At 64.8% G+C, this 17,889-nt stretch carries 12 protein-coding genes; 7 read left to right on the top strand and 5 right to left on the bottom strand.

Annotation, left to right across the window (positions count from 1 at the left end):
• Positions 1-63: 63 nt before the first annotated feature.
• Positions 64-2,250 carry a lytic transglycosylase domain-containing protein gene (locus AUL31_RS02080; protein WP_409359931.1) on the top strand — a complete coding sequence of 729 codons (2,187 nt, stop codon included), beginning with the start codon at positions 64-66 and terminating at the stop codon, positions 2,248-2,250.
• Positions 2,251-2,591: 341 nt separating this feature from the next.
• Here AUL31_RS02080 and AUL31_RS02075 read toward each other — a convergent pair whose 3' ends face one another.
• The 4 genes from AUL31_RS02075 to AUL31_RS02060 form a co-directional block, all read right to left on the bottom strand.
• A complete protein-coding gene (locus AUL31_RS02075) occupies positions 2,592-3,833 on the bottom strand; it encodes a porin (RefSeq protein WP_060600577.1) in 1,242 nt (413 codons plus the stop codon).
• Positions 3,834-4,293: 460 nt separating this feature from the next.
• Positions 4,294-5,472, bottom strand: a complete 1,179-nt coding sequence (locus AUL31_RS02070; RefSeq protein WP_060600573.1) for a porin — start codon at positions 5,470-5,472, stop codon at positions 4,294-4,296.
• A gap of 357 nt (positions 5,473-5,829) precedes the next feature.
• Positions 5,830-8,451, bottom strand: coding sequence for an AAA family ATPase (locus tag AUL31_RS02065; protein ID WP_060600570.1), 2,622 nt, complete (start codon positions 8,449-8,451; stop codon positions 5,830-5,832).
• Positions 8,448-9,572, bottom strand: coding sequence for a metallophosphoesterase family protein (locus AUL31_RS02060; protein WP_060600932.1), 1,125 nt, complete (start codon positions 9,570-9,572; stop codon positions 8,448-8,450). Before AUL31_RS02060 ends, AUL31_RS02065 begins: the two co-directional genes overlap by 4 nt.
• A gap of 83 nt (positions 9,573-9,655) precedes the next feature.
• Between AUL31_RS02060 and ligD the strand changes: the two genes are divergently transcribed.
• From ligD to AUL31_RS02035, 6 genes are all read left to right on the top strand, one after another.
• The gene (gene ligD / locus AUL31_RS02055; RefSeq protein WP_060600929.1) at positions 9,656-12,169 is read left to right on the top strand and encodes a DNA ligase D; all 2,514 of its coding nucleotides are present in this window, start codon (positions 9,656-9,658) and stop codon (positions 12,167-12,169) included.
• A 52-nt stretch (positions 12,170-12,221) separates the two neighbouring features.
• Positions 12,222-12,755, top strand: coding sequence for a gamma carbonic anhydrase family protein (locus AUL31_RS02050; RefSeq protein ID WP_060600567.1), 534 nt, complete (start codon positions 12,222-12,224; stop codon positions 12,753-12,755).
• Between the two features lie 3 nt (positions 12,756-12,758).
• On the top strand, positions 12,759-13,871 hold the full coding sequence (locus tag AUL31_RS02045) for a pyridoxal phosphate-dependent aminotransferase (protein ID WP_060600564.1): 1,113 nt from the start codon (positions 12,759-12,761) through the stop codon (positions 13,869-13,871).
• 23 nt (positions 13,872-13,894) lie between these two features.
• A complete protein-coding gene (locus AUL31_RS02040) occupies positions 13,895-14,263 on the top strand; it encodes a DUF2147 domain-containing protein (protein ID WP_409359930.1) in 369 nt (122 codons plus the stop codon).
• Positions 14,264-14,398: 135 nt separating this feature from the next.
• On the top strand, positions 14,399-14,563 hold the full coding sequence (locus tag AUL31_RS20185) for a hypothetical protein (RefSeq protein ID WP_156417280.1): 165 nt from the start codon (positions 14,399-14,401) through the stop codon (positions 14,561-14,563).
• Between the two features lie 48 nt (positions 14,564-14,611).
• Positions 14,612-16,114 carry an AMP nucleosidase gene (locus AUL31_RS02035; protein WP_060600560.1) on the top strand — a complete coding sequence of 501 codons (1,503 nt, stop codon included), beginning with the start codon at positions 14,612-14,614 and terminating at the stop codon, positions 16,112-16,114.
• Between the two features lie 6 nt (positions 16,115-16,120).
• Here AUL31_RS02035 and AUL31_RS02030 read toward each other — a convergent pair whose 3' ends face one another.
• Positions 16,121-17,791, bottom strand: coding sequence for an electron transfer flavoprotein-ubiquinone oxidoreductase (locus AUL31_RS02030; protein ID WP_060600556.1), 1,671 nt, complete (start codon positions 17,789-17,791; stop codon positions 16,121-16,123).
• Positions 17,792-17,889: the final 98 nt, after the last annotated feature.

Below are 17,889 nucleotides of genomic sequence, written 5' to 3'. Positions count from 1 at the left end.
CAGGCGCTTAACCATTATCTGTCTGCGCGGCCACGGGCCACGCGGCCGACCCGAAAGGTTCCGATGAGCGCGCATTCCCGTGTCCGCCAACTCGCCCTTCAAACCGCGCTTGCCGGCCTGTTTGCCACCGGGGCGGCGGCCCAGTCGGCCATGCCCTCGGGCGTGCCGATGCCGACGCTGCGCTCGGCGCCGTCGGCGCCGATGCCTTCAGCGCCCGTGGACGACAGCCGTTTCGGCGCCCCGGTGCCACGGCCGGCCCCGAGCTTTCCGGGGGCGGCGCCCGCCGCGCCGGCTGCTTCCGCTCCGGCCGCTGCTGCCGCCTTCACCTCGTCCATCGCGGCGACATCGCGCAGCGCTTCGGTGCGCCCGGCGAGCGGCAGCCTCAAGGAGGGGCTGGACGCCACGCACAACAACATGGCGCGCGCCCGCGCGATCCGTGCGGGGATGGCGCCGAACTCGCTCGACCACAAGATCATGACCTGGGCTATCGCCCTGAAGGGCGGCGGTGACGTACCGGCGGCCGATATCGCCGCCGCAATGCAGGAATTGGCGGGCTGGCCGGGCATGCAGACCCTGCGGCAGAATTCGGAACGGGCGCTCTACCGTGAAAACCGCCCTGCCCGCGACATACTGGCCGCCTTCGGCAACAGTACGCCGCAGACGCCGGAAGGCACGATGGCCCTGGCACGGGCCAATATCGAAACCGGCCAGGCCGGGCGCGCAAAGCAGCTCATCCAGACCCTGTGGCGCACCGAGACGCTGGATCGCGGCACCGAGCAGAAGGTTCTCGGCACGTTCGGGACGCTGCTGACGAAGGCCGACCACAAGCATCGCATGGACATGCTGCTCTATGCCAACAAGGTCAATGACGCGCAGCGCATGGCCGGGCTTGCAAACTCGGAAACCCTGTTTAAGGCGCGTGCCGCGTCCATCCGGGGCGACGCCAATGCGGACCGCCTGCTGGCCGCCGTGCCGCAGAACCAGCATTCCGACCCCAGCTATATGTTCACCCTCGCCGAGAACCTGCGCAAGCAGAACAAGGTGCGCGAGGCGGCGCGCATCATGATGAACGCACCGCGCGATCCGGTGCAGCTTGTCGATCCGGACAGCTGGTGGAACGAGCAGCGAATCATATCCCGCATGCTGCTGGAGCAAGGCGCCCGCAAGGAGGCCTATCAACTGGCGGCGCGCCACTCGGCGCAGGGCGTCGTCGCGCGCGTCGAGGCCGACTTCCATGCTGGATGGTACGCGTTGCGCGCTCTTGGCGACCCGGCAACCGCCAGCCGCCACTTTGCCCGCGTGGCCGAGGCGTCGACCCGCCCGCTTACCCAATCCCGCGCCTATTACTGGCTTGGCCGCGCCGCCGAAGCGGGCGGCCCCGGCAACGCGCGCAACTATTACGCACAGGCCGCGCGCTACGGCGCTACCTATTATGGCCAGCTTGCCGCGGCCAAGCTTGGCCGCACGCCGGGCGACATCGCCTATCCGAGGCCGAGCAACTCCGACCGCCAGCGCTTTCAGAATCGAGATGCGGTGCGCGCGCTCGTCCGCATGCACGAGATCGGTTCCGACTGGCGCGCCGCGCAGCTCTATCGTTCTCTGGCCGACGAGCTGGACAGTCCGGGCGAGCTCGCAATGCTCGCATCCCTGGCCGAAAAGCGTGGAGATCACTCCATGTCGCTCGATGTCGGCAAGCGCGCATATTCCCGCGGCGTCGACGCCCCGGCGCTGGCCTTCCCCGTGGGCGTGATCCCTGACAGCGCGCGCATTTCAGCCGCTGGAAAGGCGCTCGCCTACGCCATCGCCAGGCAGGAAAGCGCCTTCAACCCCGGCGCACGCTCACCGGCGGGTGCGCTTGGGCTGCTACAGCTCATGCCGGCCACGGCCCGCTCGCTGGCACAGCAGAACGGCATGTCCTATTCCGAAGCGCGGCTTCTGAGCGACGTGTCCTACAATGCCCAGCTTGGCTCGCAATATCTCGGCCAGCAGATCGATGCCTTCAACGGCTCCTACGTCCTGACTTTCGCGGCATACAATGCGGGGCCACGCCGGGCGCGCGAGTGGATCCAGCGGTTCGGCGATCCGCGCGGCCAGCCCATCGACGAGGTGGTGGACTGGGTGGAGATGATTCCCTTCACCGAAACGCGCAACTACGTGCAGCGCGTGATGGAGAATTATCAGGTCTACAAGATCAGGCTTGGCGCCGGCTTCTCCATCGAGAGCGATTTGACCAACGGCCGCCGGGGCTAGCCCCCGGCAATCGCTTCGCGCGATACGAAAGCCCCTTCCGCGATTGGTGGAAGGGGCTTTTTTGTATGGCGGCCGCTGCACTTCCGGCACTGAGCGAAGACGATTGCCGTCACAAGACCAGGCCTGATGTGGGCGCTTCCCCATCGCAAGCGAACTAACCAACAGGCGCTGGCCAGCCCCCGGCGATCACCTCGTAGCACGAAAGCCCCTACCGCCGGTTGGCGAGAGGGGCTTTTTCGTATGGCGGTCGCCGCTCTTGCAGGAGGGGGCCAATCAGATGCCAGACGCAAAAAGGGGCCCGGCAAAGCCGGACCCCTTCACTTCGTATCGAGTGAACTCGATTAGAAGTTGCGCTGGAAGCGGAGGAAGCCAGAGGTCTGGTCGTCGGAGGCAACGCCACCGAAGTCGATGTTCTGGTACTTCACTTCGGCCAGGACGTTCATGTTGGCGGTCAGGTCGTAACCGATGTCGCCGACGACGGCCCAGTAGTCAGCCGACGAGAACACGAAGCCACCCGGAACTTCCGGAGCGACGAAGGCGTAGTCGAAGGTCTCGCCGTAGCGGCCCGACACGCCAGCCGTCAGACGGTTGAACTTCTGCGAGTAACCAGCACCGACCGACCACTCGAGGACGAGCGGGAAGGCACCCGGGGTCGGGTTCTCGAGCGTCGCGTTGCTCGGCAGGATGCCGCCGGCCGACGTGAAGCCGCTGATGACAGCGTAGCTCGTCGGGTCGGAAGCCCAGTGACCGTCGACCTTGAGGGTCGAGTCGGCAACCAGAAGATCCTGCAGCGTCAGGCCGGCCTTGAGGGCGAAGGCATCGTTGCTGCCGTCGACGTCACGAGCCGGAACGAACGGGAAGAAGGCCGGCAGGTCGAGGTCGTCGATGCCGAACAGATCGGCGACGTCTTCGGCGTTGAAGGTCTCGTCGTACACGGCGGAGAGGAACACGCCACCCCAGGCACCCGTGTAGGAGAGCTTGCCGTGAACGTCGGGAGCGATGTCACCCGTGCCGTCGTCTTCCAGGCCCAGCGTGGCAGCGAAGCCGCCCGTCGCAAAGGTGTAGGAGATCTGGTTGGTGTTGAAGTCGCCGATCGGGAGATCGTCGTCGGTCGGCAGACCGTCTTCGATGCCGCCGATGTCCGAGGACCACAGCGTGTCGCGGTAACCAGCGAGGAAGCCGCCGAGCTGCAGGTAGCCCTGCTCCATCGCGAACTCGTCTTCCGGCGAAGCGCCGGTGTTCTGAGCCTGCAGACGGAAGTAGGCGCGCAGGGTGCCGAGTTCGGTCTCTTCGCGAACGTCGAGGTTCAGACGGGCACGAACCGAGGACAGAGCCTGGTAGTCGTCACCCTCGGAGTTGCCAGCCGGGCTACCCGCGACGTTGTACTGGAAACGCAAGTAACCGCTGGTCTTGATGCAGGTTTCCGTTCCCGGGATGTAGTAGAAGCCCGTGCCGTAAACGTCGCAAACGCGGACGTATTCGACCGGCTCGGGCTCGACCATGACAATGGCGTCGGCAGCGCGAGCGCCGGATACTGCGACGAGGGCCGCAGCGGAGCCGAGAAGAAGGCTCTTGATGTTCATTTCCTGACCTCCAGTCAAGTTCACAAGGTATAGGGAGGGCCTTGATACGAAGGACAGCCTTCCCTGCCCCTTCCCCTTGAAAGAGGCAGGTTCGTCCCCCCGCCGCTTTCGAATCCCAACATAGCTACCAGTGGTTGGGACGCAATCTGTAAAACCTCTAGTTGTCAGTGCTGACGCTGCTTGGTCACACCCCTGTTGCCGTTTCGCCACGATTGCGTTTACCGCCTGTTAATAATTCGGGCAATTTGACGGCAGCTTGAGTTGGAAACGTCCAATTTCGGCGGAAAACCGGAAAGTCCAAGTAAACAATAAGGCCGCCGGTGCGCACCGGCGGCCTTCGTCGTTATGGAGCGATTACGGGATCGCGACCCTTGTTGGCGCGACACAACAAAAAGGCCCCCGGCGTAAACCGGGGGCCTTATGCTCTTGAAGCGGGTGGGGCGTGGAAGCCCCGCGCGGCTTAGAAGTTGCGCTGCAGACGGACGAAACCGCCGAGCTTGTCTTCCGTGATCTTGGCAGAAGCCGGCGTGCCCTGAGAAGGCTGCTCGATGTTCTGGTAGGTGACCTCGGTCAGCAGGTTCAGGTTCTTGGTAATGTCGTATCCGACGTTACCAACCAGATCGACCACGCCCAGAGCCTTGCCGTTCGGAATGACGACGCTGTCGAACGTCTCGCCGTAACGACCTGCGACCCCGACGCCGAGCTTGCCGAACTTCACGCTGTAGCCGGCACCGGCCGTCCACTGCAGCGGGATGCCGTCACGCGAGCCGTAGGAAGTGTCGAGCGTAGCGAAGTCGGTCTTTTCCGGAGCGTAGTGACCCTCGACCTTGAAGGTCGAGTCGGCCAGCAGCAGGTTGTCGACCCAGGCGCCGAGCTTGACGGCATAGCCTTCCTTGGCGTCGGACGAAGCCAGACCCGGAGCGTAGTAGACGTCTGCCTCGGAGTCGTAGACGCCGGCAACGTAAGCGCCACCCCAGCCAGCGCTGTAGGCGACCTTGGCGACCACGTCGAAGCTGTCGTCGCTGTCGGCATGACGGCTGGCTTTCGAGAAGACCGGGTTCTCAAGGCTCAGCGTGCCGGTCAGGCCGTCCATCGCATAGGTGTAGGAGACCAGGTTTGCCGTACGATCGCCGACTGCCAGATCCGAATCCGTGAGGAGGCCGTCTTCGGCGCCGCCGATGTCCGACGTCCAGAGCGAGTCGTACAGGCCGGCGGTCAGGCCGCCGAGCTGCAGGTAGCCGAACTTCATCTGGTAGGTGGCGCTGTCGGCGCCATTGGCGTTCTGGGCCTGCAGACGGACATAGCCGCGCAGCGTGCCAAGCTCGGTCTCTTCACGAACGTCGAAGTTCAGGCGGGCGCGAACCTTGGAAAGGCCGGCGTAGCCGCCACCCGTCTCGACGCTGCCGTTCTTGATCGTGGCGTTCTGATCGAAATTGTACTGGTAGCGGACATGGCCGCCGACCTTCAGGCAGGTCTCGGTACCGGGGATATAGAAGAACCCCTTGCCGTAGACGTCGCAGACGCGGACATATTCAGCCGGCTCGGGCTCGGCGGTGACGATGGCGTCGGCCGCGTGGGCCACACCCGATACCGCGACCAGAGCCGCAGCGGAGCCGAGAAGAAGGCTCTTGATGTTCATTTCCTGACCTCCAGTCAAGTTTACAGGTTGGGTTGGGCCTTGTTTCGAAGGACAGCCTTCCCTGCCCCATCCCTTGAAAGTGGCAGGCTCATCCCGCCGTCTTTCATCCTGCAAACTATTACCTGCAGATCATTCCAACAACGCACTTGGCCGTTGTCTTGGCACAGCATCGTCCGCTTGTTGCGCAGCAAGCACGAAACAACCACCTGCGGTGTGCGCAGGTGTTGATGCAAAGTTAAATTGAAACGTAGGGTTTATCCGCTGGTTCGGCGTCGGCGATGCTGCGACCTAAACTGGCGGTTTCATGTCAGCCACTTTTGCTATCTGGGATTGCGCCCCGGATAGACGGACCCGCTCTCAGATACGATGCAGCGAAGCGCCGAGTCCGATAAAGTCCCGCTCGCGGCAGGTCAGCACGATCACCTGCATGGAGGCGGCGGCGCGCCCAAGCGCCAGATGCATGCGCGCCAGGCGCTTTTCGTCCGTGTTGACGAGCGCATCGTCGAGGATGACGAAGGCCGGATGGCCGGCTTCGCGCAGGATTTCGGCGATGGCGAGCCGGGTGACGACGGCTACCTGCTCCCGCGCACCATGGGACAGCCGGTGGAACGGCTCTTCTACGCCGTTGCGCACGATGCTGCGCACGTCCATCGTTGCATCGTCGAATTCGATGATGCCACCCGGCTGCACGAGGCGCAGATAGGGCGCGACCTTCTCCTTCAGCGGACCAAGCCACCTTTCCCGTGCATCGCTGCGGCATTCTTCCAGTGTGGAATAAAGAAGACGGGAGGCCTCTGCTTCCACCGACAGGCGGGCCACGCGGCGCTCTGCATGTTCGATCTCGCCTTCAAGCCGTGCGATGCGCTCTTCCAGCGCAGACGCCCCTTCGACCCGAAGCTCGCCTTCCAACCCATGAACCTCTTGCGAAAGATCGCGAAGCGTACGAACGAGCTGATCCCGCGCCCGCCCCGCCCGGTCCAGTTCCAGCCGTGCGACCTCCGGGTCCGATGTCGCGGCATCCCGCGCCCGGGCCGCCAACGCAGCCTCTGCGGCGACCACCTCCTGCTCGGCTTCGGCGACGGCGTCCTGAAGCTTTTCCAGCGGCTCGGCACCGGCTGCGCTTTGGAGGGCTGCATCCGCCTGGGCGGCCCGTGCGACGGCATGTTCGTGCCGAACGTCCGCGCGCACCGCCTGCTCGGACAAGGCCGCAAGGAAGCCGCGCACCTGAGCCAACGCATCTTCGGCAGTGCGACGCGCAGATGCGACTTCCTCTCGCGATAGCGCAAGCGCGGGCCGATCGGGCGCGGGCTCGCCGGCAAGCTGGCCCTGTCGCTTCTCGAGCGTGACGATCTCCAGCTCCAGCGCCGCAAGCCCGGCGGGCGCCAGACGGGCAACATCCGCTGCCGCCTGTCGCCGTTGCGCTGCCTGCTCCTGCGAGCGGTCGTACGATGCCCGGGCCTCGTCGAGATTCTCGACGCCATGGCGCCCGGCGAGCCGAAGCCAGTTGCGCCGGGCCTCTTCGGCGCGGCGGACGAACTCTTCCGTTTCACCGCCGGCTTTGACGACGATGTCGCCGAAGCCTTCGATGCTGAACTGCGCCGTGCCGGACACCGGCAGGTCCGCTTCGGGGGCAACTGCACGACCGGCAGAATCAAGGATGCTTGCCTGACCGACCGGCTCGAAGCGAATATGCGCCGATGCCACCGAAAGGCGAATCTCGGCTTCCCGCAAGGCAAGGAACGCCGTCTCCATTTTCTCCAGGGCAGCTTTGGTTATTGGTTCGGCGACGCCGGACGGTTCACTGCCTGCCTGTATGGCCATGGCGCGCAGCACGGCCTCCCGCCGCTCCCGCAAGTCCGCCAGCCCCGCAATCAGCCGCTGCAACTCGGCATCGCGGCTTCGGTGACGTTCGGCCTCTTCCGCGGCCTCCTCGGCACGGCGCGCCTCTGCCACGGCCGCGTCGGCAGCCTCGAGCTGCTGTCTGGCAAGGGACAGCTTGTCGCGACAGTCCTGCTGCTCCCGTGCTGCTGCCTGCACGGCTTCGACCGCCGCTTCGTGATCGGCTTGAAGCGCCAGCCGGCGCTTTACAAGCTCCACGGCCCGCGCCCGGCTTTGCCGCGCCTGCTCCACGGCACGCTCCGCCAGCCTGTGCGCTTCCTGAAGCCCATCCACACGCCGGGCGGCGTCCTGAGCGACGGCAAGGTCCTTGTCGGCCTTGCCGACGGCATCTTCCGCCTCGTACCGGGCCAAAAGCCGCCTTCGGTCTCCGAGCCGCTCGAGTTTCGCCTCATAGCGGCGCTGCAATTCCTCCAGTTCGGCAAGCGATTGGCGCAATGTGGCCAATTCGTCCTCGGCCAGCCGCAGCGGCGAATCCGTGCGGACCCGAAGCGTCGCGGTAAAAAACCTGTCCTGGAGCGAGCGGGCCGCGGCCAGCATGGCCTCTCCCTGACCGCCGCCGAGGAAATGTCCCATCTCGCCTTCAAGCGATGCCGCCACCATGTTCCGGGCGGCGCCGACATCGACGCCTTCGGGCGCCCGCCCCTGCTGGATCCAGAGAAGACCGAAAGCGCCCTGATGCTCGGCCAGTTTCGGCGCTCCGCGCGCTGGGTGGGAAAAGCCGATGAGTTCGGCCAACCGATCCTCGACGGCGTCGCCCTCCAGCCGGCCGCCCGGCCAGGCAAGCTGCGCCTGCGGCCGCGTCAGGAACGACTTGGTCAAGGTGTAATCCACCGAACCGAGGCGAAACTCCACCGCGACTTCCGGCCGTCCGATACCGTCATAGGGCATGAATTCGCGGACCGCGTCCGTCTGCGCCCGATGACGGTGGAAGAACGCCGCGCGCAAGGCGGCGAGGACCGTGGATTTGCCGGCCTCGTTATCTCCGACGACGATGTTGAGACCCGGCTCCAGGCCGGCAATCTCCATCTGGCGGATGGAGGCGAAGCTGTCGATGCGCACCGACCTGATCTGCATGGTCATGTGGCGGCCTGCTGCCGGCGGTGTTCGACATAGGCCAGGCGCAACGCCAGCGCCGCAGCCTCGCGCTGCGGGTCGGCCGCATCCTCCGCGCGGGCGCGCAGCCGTTCCATGGCGGCGCGCACGAAGCCGGATATCTCCATCCGCTCGAAATCGGCCGCCTCCGGCCGATCGTATAGGCCGGACTCATCGGTGCGCAAGGCGAAGAGACGCGAGCCCCAGTAAGACAGCCTGTCCTGCATCGCCATGCGTCCATGCAGGGACACCGTGCCGGCCAGCTTCAGCGATACGAGGCTGCGCAGCGGATCGGCAAGAGTGGCCATGGCTTCGTCCAAGGCCTCGACCGCGTTGTCCACGAAGACCTCCAGCGAGGCCCAGTGCAGCCGCCCGGTATCGAGGCGGCGAACCCTGGCGCCCTCGCCCGGCAGGGCGATCTCCACCAAGGCGGCATAGCCCGGCGCGTTGGAGGTGAAGCGATCGGCCTCCGGCGTGCCACTATAGACGGTGCGCGGCGCGACCTCCAGAAAGCCATGCCAGTCGCCGAGGGCCAGATAGTCGAGCCGCGCCGTCTCCGCCCGCCGGTCGGAAATCGGATTGCCGCTTTCCGCAGCCTCCGGAAGCCGGTTGGCAACCGCGCCATGCGCAAGCCCGACACGCGCCGCCCCGGCCGGCGTCTCGGCCCGGTCGAACCATTCGGTTACATCCTGCCCCTCGTGCCGCCGCGTCAGTGGCGCCGCCAGAACAGCCAGGCGGCCATCGGCCAGCATGGTGATATCCGGTGTATCGGCGATCCGCAGATCCACCGGCAACGCGCCGCCGGCCCGTATCCGCGTCCATACGGACACCGGCAAGGCGGCATCGTGGTTGCCCGGCAGCATCACCCATGGGCCGGGAAAGCCGGCCATGGCGTCCAGCGTGCGGACGATGTCCCTGTCGCCGATCGTGTTGTCGTCGAAGGCATCGCCCGCAACCAGTATGGCAGCGCAGCCTTCGTCACGGGCCAAGGCCGCGATGCGCGCCACCACGGCAAACCGCTCTGCCCGCAATTCGGCGCGCACGTCCGGCTCGAAGCCGCCGAAGGGCTTGCCGATCTGCCAGTCTGCGGTGTGCAGAAACCGAATCATGCGGAACCTTTTGCGGTTGCGGGACATCATGAGGGGTAATGTCCGGACCTCTGCAGTTCAACCGGCCGAACGGATTTGAGGCGATGAACGACTCGCTGCTTTCTCCCTATCGCAAGAAGCGCGACTTCCAGCACACGAGCGAGCCGACCGGCGGCTCCGCCTCGGCGGATGGCCTACTCTTCGTGGTTCAGAAGCACGATGCCACCCGGCTGCATTACGATTTCCGGCTGGAATGGGATGGCGTCCTGAAGAGTTGGGCCGTGACGCGCGGACCGAGCCTCGACCCTGCGGACAAGCGTCTGGCGGTCCAGACGGAAGACCATCCGATGGACTACGGCAATTTCGAAGGGACCATACCCAAGGGGCAGTATGGCGGCGGAACGGTGATGCTTTGGGACACCGGCACCTGGGAGCCGGTCGGAGACGCGGCCAAGGGATTTGCCGATGGTAATCTGAAAATGCACCTTCACGGGGCGAAGATGCAGGGCCTGTGGGCCCTTATCCGCATGAAGCGGCGGCCGGGCGAAAAACGCGACAACTGGCTGCTGATCAAGGAAAAGGATGACGTGGCCAGCACCAGCCGCAATATCCTGCGCCTCGACCGAAGTGCAAAGACGGGACGCACCCTCCACCAGATCGCATCCGGTGCCGCCGCCGGCAAGCCTGCCGCAGCGAAGGCGTCTGCCCGCCAGCCTTCAGCTCGCCAGCCTTCTGCCCGAACACAGAAGCAGGCTGCGTTGCCGGCCTTTCGCCCCGTCCAGTTGGCGACGCTCTCCAGCACGGCGCCGACGAGCGACGCGTGGCTGCATGAGGTGAAATACGACGGGTACCGCATCCTGATCGCACGGGGCGGCGACAAGGTTCGGCTTTATACACGCAACGGCAAGGACTGGACCGACAAGTTCGGTGACCTGCTCCGGCACGTCGAGGCCTTGCCGGCGAGAAGCTTTCTCATCGATGGAGAAGTCGTTGCCTTTGACGGCGCCGGGCGGACAGACTTTTCGGCCCTGCAGGAAGCGCTCACCGACGGCGGCGCGCTGTCGTGCTTCTGTTTCGACCTTCTCGAGCATGATGGACAGGACCTGACCGGCAAGCCCCTTATCGAGCGCAAGGCCGCCCTTGAAAGCCTGATGGCAGGCACGCACGGATCTGCCCTTCACTACAGCCCGCATATCGTGGGCCATGGCGGCGATGTGCTTGCCGAACTATGCCGCAAAGGCCTTGAGGGCGTCGTCTCGAAGCGCGCCGATGCTCCTTACATGGCAGGCAGGTCCAAAGCCTGGCTGAAATCGAAGTGCGGCCGCCGGCAGGAATTCGTCATCGGCGGCTATTCCACCTCCGACAAGCCCGGCCGCCCATTCTCGTCCATCCTGGTCGGCGTGAACGAGGGAAAGAAGTTCGTCTATCGCGGCCGCGTCGGCTCTGGCTTCGACGGCACGGCCCTCGACGACCTTGCGGAACGCTTTGCATCCCTGTCGCGAAAAGACAGCCCATTCGACACCGTGCCGGCCGACATCCGTCGCGGCGCGCATTACCTTGACCCCGTGCTGGTGGCGGAGATCGATTTCGCCGAACTCACCCGCGAGGGTCATATCCGCCATGGCGTCTTCAAGGGTTTGCGCGAAGACAAGCCGGCCAAGCGGGTGGTGGAGGAGAAGCCGATGGACCAGGTCAAGCCGAGGGCCAAGGGGCGCAGGAAGTCGGACGGCAAGCCGGGCGATATCGAAGGGGTTCGGCTGACATCGCCGGAGCGCGTCGTCTTCGAGGGACAGGGCATCACCAAGCGCGACCTTGCCGAATATTATGTCATGGTGGCCGACCGGATGCTGGTCCATGCGGGCAAACGGCCGCTGTCCCTGGTGCGCTGCCCGCAGGGTGGCCAGAAGGCCTGCTTTTTCCAGAAGCACGATACGGGCGGATTTCCACCGCAGATGGGCCATGTCGATATCCGCGAGAAGGATGGCGAAAACGCCGTCTACCTGTCGCTGGACGGGCTCGGCAGCATCCTGGCAGCCGTGCAGATGGGCACGATGGAATTTCACATCTGGGGCGCGCATAATGACGATGTCGACAAGCCGGACCGGCTGGTCTTCGACCTCGACCCCGATGAGTCGCTCGGCTTTGCCGATGTCCGCCAGGCCGCACTCGAAATGCGCGACCGGCTGGCAGATGGCGGCTTGACGAGTTTTCCGATGGTAACCGGCGGCAAGGGCATCCACATCGTTGTCCCCCTGGTGCGGCGGCAGGACTGGCCGACACTCAAGGATTTCGCACGCGGTTTCGCCGAAGCCGTGACGCGGGACGAGCCGGACCGTTTCGTGGCGACGATGTCCAAGGCCCGGCGCAAGGGGCGCATCTTCATCGACTGGCTGCGCAACGAGCGCGGATCGACGGCGATTGCTCCCTATTCCACGCGCGCGCGAAAGGACGCACCGGTGGCGACGCCGGTAAGCTGGGACGAACTCGACGCGCTGTCATCCGCCGCGGCGTTTCACCTTGGGGATATGGCCGCGCGTATCGAACAGGCCGACCCCTGGGCCGAATACGCCTCCGTGCGCCAGTCGATCACACGTCGCATGATTGAGACATTGTCTTGATTCATCGCGCGTCGTGACGCACCTTCCCGCCCATGATGGGGAGGCTTCGAGCATGACGATTTATGCCTTGGGCGGCCAGTCGCCCGAGTTGCCGGCGGCGGGCGCGTTCTGGATCGCGCCGGGGGCACATGTGATCGGGCGGGTACGCATCGGCGACGATGTCGGAATCTGGTTCGGCAGCGTCCTGCGCGGCGACAATGAGTGGATCAGGATCGGCGCCGAAAGCAATGTACAGGAAAACTGCATCCTCCACACCGACCCGGGCTTTCCGCTGACCATCGGCAAGGGCTGCACCATCGGCCACGGCGCCGTGGTGCACGGCTGCACCATCGGTGACAACTGCCTGATCGGCATGGGAGCCACCATCCTGAACGGCGCGCGCATCGGCAACAACTGCATCGTCGGGGCCGGCGCGCTGGTGACGGAAAAGAAAGAGTTTCCCGACAACAGCCTTATCGTCGGCTCTCCGGCCAAGGTGATGCGCACCCTGGACGCCGCCGCGGAAGATGCGTTGCGCCAGTCGGCGCAGAAATATGTTCAGAACTGGCGGCGCTTTTCGCGCGATCTGCAGCCGACCGAGGATTGATCGATGCAGGATTTTCTAACCGATATCGCACGCGGACTGCCCGCGACGGTGCCCTTTGTCGGGCCGGAAGCGTTGGAGCGGCGGCTGGGCCTGCGCTTCAAGGCCCGGATCGGCGCAAACGAAAGCACGTTCGGACCCTCTCCGGCGGTGATCGAAGCGATGAGCCGCGCCGCAGCCGAAAGCTGGGCCTATGGCGACCCGGAGCAATACGAGCTCAAGGCCGCCATCGCCGCGCATCACGGTGTGGAGATCGCCAATGTGGCCGTAGGTGAAGGCGTCGACGGCCTGCTCGGCCTGACCGTGCAGTTGACGATTGCGCCGGGCGACCGGGTGGTGACGTCGCTGGGAGCCTATCCGACCTTCAACTACCATGTTGCAGGGCATGGCGGACGGCTGGATTTCGTCCCCTATGCGGACGACCGGGAAGATCCGACAGCCCTTCTGGAGCGCGCGCACAGCGTGCGGCCGAAGCTGCTCTACTTCGCCAATCCGGACAACCCGACAGGGTCGTGGTGGAATGCACCGGCAATCGAGCGGCTGATGGATGGCGTACCCGCCGGAACGCTGCTGATCCTCGACGAGGCCTACAGCGACCTCGCCCCTGCCGATGCGCTGCCCCCGCTCCTGCCCTTCCGGGACAATGTGTTGCGCTTCCGCACGTTTTCCAAAGCCTACGGAATGGCCGGAGTCCGCGTCGGCTATGTGCTTGGGCCGGCGGCGCTGATTGCCGAGTTCGACAAGGTGCGAAACCATTTCGGCGTATCGCGCATGGCGCAGGCCGGTGCGATCGCCGCACTGGCAGACCAGGCATATTTGCAAACCACCATCGGCAGGATCGTCGCGGCACGCGAGACCCTGTCTGATATCGCGCGGCGCAATGGACTGACGCCACTTCCCTCCGCCACCAACTTCGTCGCCATCGACTGCGGACGCGACGGCGATTTCGCCCGTCTTATATTGCAGGGTGTGCTGGAACGCGGCATCTTCATCCGCATGCCGGGTGTCGCCCCGCTGGATCGGATGATCCGCGTGACGGTGGGCACGGACGAAGAGCTGGCGCTGTTCGAGAACGCCCTTGCGGGCGCGCTCGAAAATGCCCGGGAAAAGGCGGCCTGAAGGCCCGAATTTGGGAGAACGCAATGAACATGGTGTCCTCGCTTGCAGCCGGCCGCAACCTGCGCATCTGGGCAATGGCCATCTGCCTTGCATCGGCAGGCGGGAGCGCGATGGCGGCAGAGCCGATCGTCGGCAACTGGAAAACGGAGAACGGAACCACCGTTGCCTTCCAGGATTGCGGCGGGGCCTATTGCGCGCGCATCCAGACGGGCGAGTTCAAGGGCCGCGAGATCGGCCGCATGAGCGGCAGCGGCAACGCCTACACCGGTACGGTGACGGACCCGCGCAACAGCAAGACCTATGAAGGCAGTGCCACCATCGCCGGCAATGCCCTGGAATTGAAGGGTTGCGTTGCGAAAGTCTTCTGCCGGTCGCAGCACTGGACGCGCTGACGCGCAGGCCGCTTGCGAAACCGTGCGGGCATTAACGTGGCGCTAACCCCGTTTGCCATCCGGGGTCAACATTGGAGCCATCTCCGGTTAAGGTTGAAACCGTAAAGTTAATGCCAACGCAGAAAGGAAACAGCCATGGTGCTTCGTCTGGCCGTCCTGACCCTTCTCCTGGCCATTTTCGCCTTCGGGTTCTCGACGCTCGTACACAGCAACAACGAGGCCAAGCGGCTTGCCTTCGCGCCGTTCTCGGGCTGCTACGACCAGGGTGTGGTCTGCTCGCCGCAGACAGAGGTTCGCTAGTAACCGATCGGCTTTTCAGGAACGGCCGGCGCAGGTAAAGGCTTGCGCATGAGCGACCGTTTTCTCCTTGCCGAACCGCTGCCCGTCGAGACACCCCCCGTGGAGCAGGGCCGCCTGTTCCACAATGCCGACGATGCCGTCGCCGCTCTGACGCGGCTGTACGACACCTCCGTCGACTTTCTGCTGCACAGCTTCGACACCGTGTTGAAGGACGGTTCGGCCGACCGCCGTTACCGGGCCTTCTACCCCGAGATCGCCTTGACGACGACGGGGCATACGAGGATCGATTCGCGGCTGTCCTTCGGCTTCGTCTCGGGCCCGGGCCACTATGCCACGACGATCACCCGGCCGGACCTGTTCGGAGACTATCTGCACAAGCAGATCGAGCAGCTCATCCACAATCACGGCCAGCCGCTGCGGATCGGCCATTCGGATACGCCGATCCCGCTGCACTTCGCTTTCCCGGAAGGCACCTATGTCGATGGCGCCCAGGCCGAGCGGCTGGGCATGCCGCTGCGCGACATCTTCGACGTACCGGACCTTGCGGCAACCGACGACCGGATCGTAAACGGCAATTTCGAGCCGGCGCCGGGCGAGGCATGGCCGCTCGCACCCTTTACCGCGCAGCGCGTCGACTATTCTCTGGCGCGGCTGTCGCATTATACGGCCACCAGCCCGCGCCATTTCCAGAATTTTGTGTTGTTCACCAACTACCAGTTCTACATCGACGAATTCGCAGCCATGGCCAGGGGCTTCATGGCCGAAGGCGGCCATGGTTACGCATCCTTCGTCGAGCCTGGCAATGTCGTGACGCCGGCCGGCGAGACAGTCGCCGGAAGTGGCGTCGCCCCGGCCCGGCTGCCGCAGATGCCGGCCTACCACCTGACGCGCGCCGACGGCAGCGGCATCACCATGGTCAATATCGGCGTCGGCCCGTCCAACGCCAAGACGATCACCGACCATGTTGCGGTGCTGCGGCCGCATGCCTGGCTGATGCTGGGCCATTGTGCGGGGCTGCGCAACACGCAGGCGCTGGGAGACTATGTGCTGGCACACGCCTATGTCCGGGAAGACCATGTGCTGGACGCCGACCTGCCCGTCTGGGTGCCGGTGCCGCCGCTGGCGGAAGTGCAGGTGGCGCTGGAGAAGGCGGTCGCCGACGTGACCGGGCTGGAGGGTTACGACCTCAAGCGCATCATGCGGACGGGTACGGTGGCCACCATCGACAACCGCAACTGGGAACTGCGCGACCAGAAAGAGCCGGTCGAGCGGCTATCGAAATCGCGCGCGATCGCGCTCGATATGGAATCGGCCACCATCGCCGCCAACGGCTATCGGTTCCGCGTGCCTTACGGCACCCTTTTGTGCGTCTCGGACAAGCCCCTGCACGGGGAGCTGAAACTGCCCGGAATGGCGACCGACTTCTACAAGCGGCAGGTTGCCCAGCATCTGGAGATCGGCATCCGCGCCATGCAGAGCCTTGCCGAAATGCCGCACGAGAAGCTGCATTCGCGCAAGCTGCGCTCCTTTTTCGAGACGGCCTTCCAGTAAGGCCGGCTACATCTCCTGGTAGACGGGGCCTTCGCCGCCCTGTGGCACCGTCCAGCGGATGTTGCCATTGGGATCCTTGATGTCGCACGTCTTGCAGTGGACGCAGTTCTGCGCATTGATCTGGTAGCGCAAATCCTGGCCTTCGCCGACCCATTCATACACGGCCGCCGGGCAGTATCGCTCCGAAAGGCCGGCATAGACGTCGTGTTCGGACGTCTTCTGCAGGGCCATGTCCCTGACCCGCAGGTGGACGGGCTGGTCTTCCTCGTGATTGGTGTTCGACAGGAACACCGAGGATGTCTTGTCGAAGGTCAGGACGCCATCGGGCTTGGGGTAGTCGATCGGCTTGTGGCGCGATGCGGGCTCCGTCGATTGCGCGTCGGTCTTGCCATGGCCGAGCGTGCCGAAGAGCGACAGGCGGAACAGCGAATTGGTCCACATGTCGAGCGCGCCCAGGGCGACACCGACATAGGTGCCGAACCGCGACCAGAGCGGCTTGACGTTGCGCACGGGAGAAAGATCGCGCCCGATGCTCGATTGCCGCCAGCCATCTTCATAGGCGGATAATTCGTCGCGCGAGCGGCCGGCGGCCAAGGCTTCGGCGGCGGCTTCCGCAGCCAGCATTCCGGAAGCGATGGCGTTATGGACGCCCTTGATGCGCGGCACGTTGACGAAGCCGGCCGAGCATCCCAGCAGCGCACCACCCGGGAAGACGAGTTTCGGCACCGATTGGAAGCCGCCCTCGCTGATGGCCCGCGCACCATAGGAGAGGCGCTTGCCCCCCTCCAGCAGTTCGGCCACGTCCGGATGGGTCTTGAACCGCTGGAACTCGCCGAAGGGCGACAGATACGGGTTCTTGTAGTTGAGGTGGGTGACGAAGCCGACATAGACCTTATTATCGGGCAGGTGATAGATGAAGGAGCCGCCGCCCGTATCGCTTTTCAGCGGCCAGCCGAAGGAGTGCTGGATCAAGCCCGGCTTGTGCTTTTCCGGCTTGATCTCCCACAATTCCTTGATGCCGAGGCCGAATTTCTGCGGCTCGCTGTCCCGTTCAAGCGAGAAGCGCTCGATGAGCTCCTTGGCAAGCGACCCACGGACGCCCTCCCCGATCAGCACATAGCGGCCCATCAGGGCCATGCCGCGCTGATAGTTGGGGCCGTGGCTGCCGTCACGCTCGATGCCCATATCGCCGGTCGCGACGCCGATCACGGCACCGGCTTCGTCGACGATCAGTTCGGAGGCGGCGAAGCCTGGATAGATCTCCACGCCCAGCTCTTCGGCCTTGCCCGCAAGCCATTTGCACACGAGGCCGAGCGATACGACGAAATTGCCGTGATTGTGCATAAGGCGGGGCATGCCGAAGCCCGGCAGGCGCAACGCGCCCTGGGGGCCATACAGATAGAACCGGTCGTCCGTAACCTTCTGCCTGATCGGGGTTTCTTCCTGCCGCCAGTCCGGCAGCAGGCGGTCGAGCGAGGATGGATCGAGGACGCAACCGGACAATATGTGCGCGCCGACTTCCGCGCCCTTTTCCAGAACGACGACGGACAGGTCCGGAGAAAGCTGCTTCAGGCGGATCGCAGCCGACAATCCGGCCGGGCCAGCGCCCACGATGACGACGTCGAACTCCATGCTTTCGCGCGCGGGCAGTTCGGCGTCGTTGGCTCCAACGGTCATGCAAGTCTCCCAACCCTTCATTCGGAAGAGGTTTGGAATGTTTCCACCTGGCTTTGCAACCGCCTTTTTCCGGTTGGAGAGCCGTTCGAGGCTCAATA

This window comes from Aureimonas altamirensis (assembly GCF_001463885.1).
GTDB lineage: Bacteria > Pseudomonadota > Alphaproteobacteria > Rhizobiales > Rhizobiaceae > Aureimonas > Aureimonas altamirensis.
This window is presented reverse-complemented; position numbering and strand designations above follow the sequence as displayed.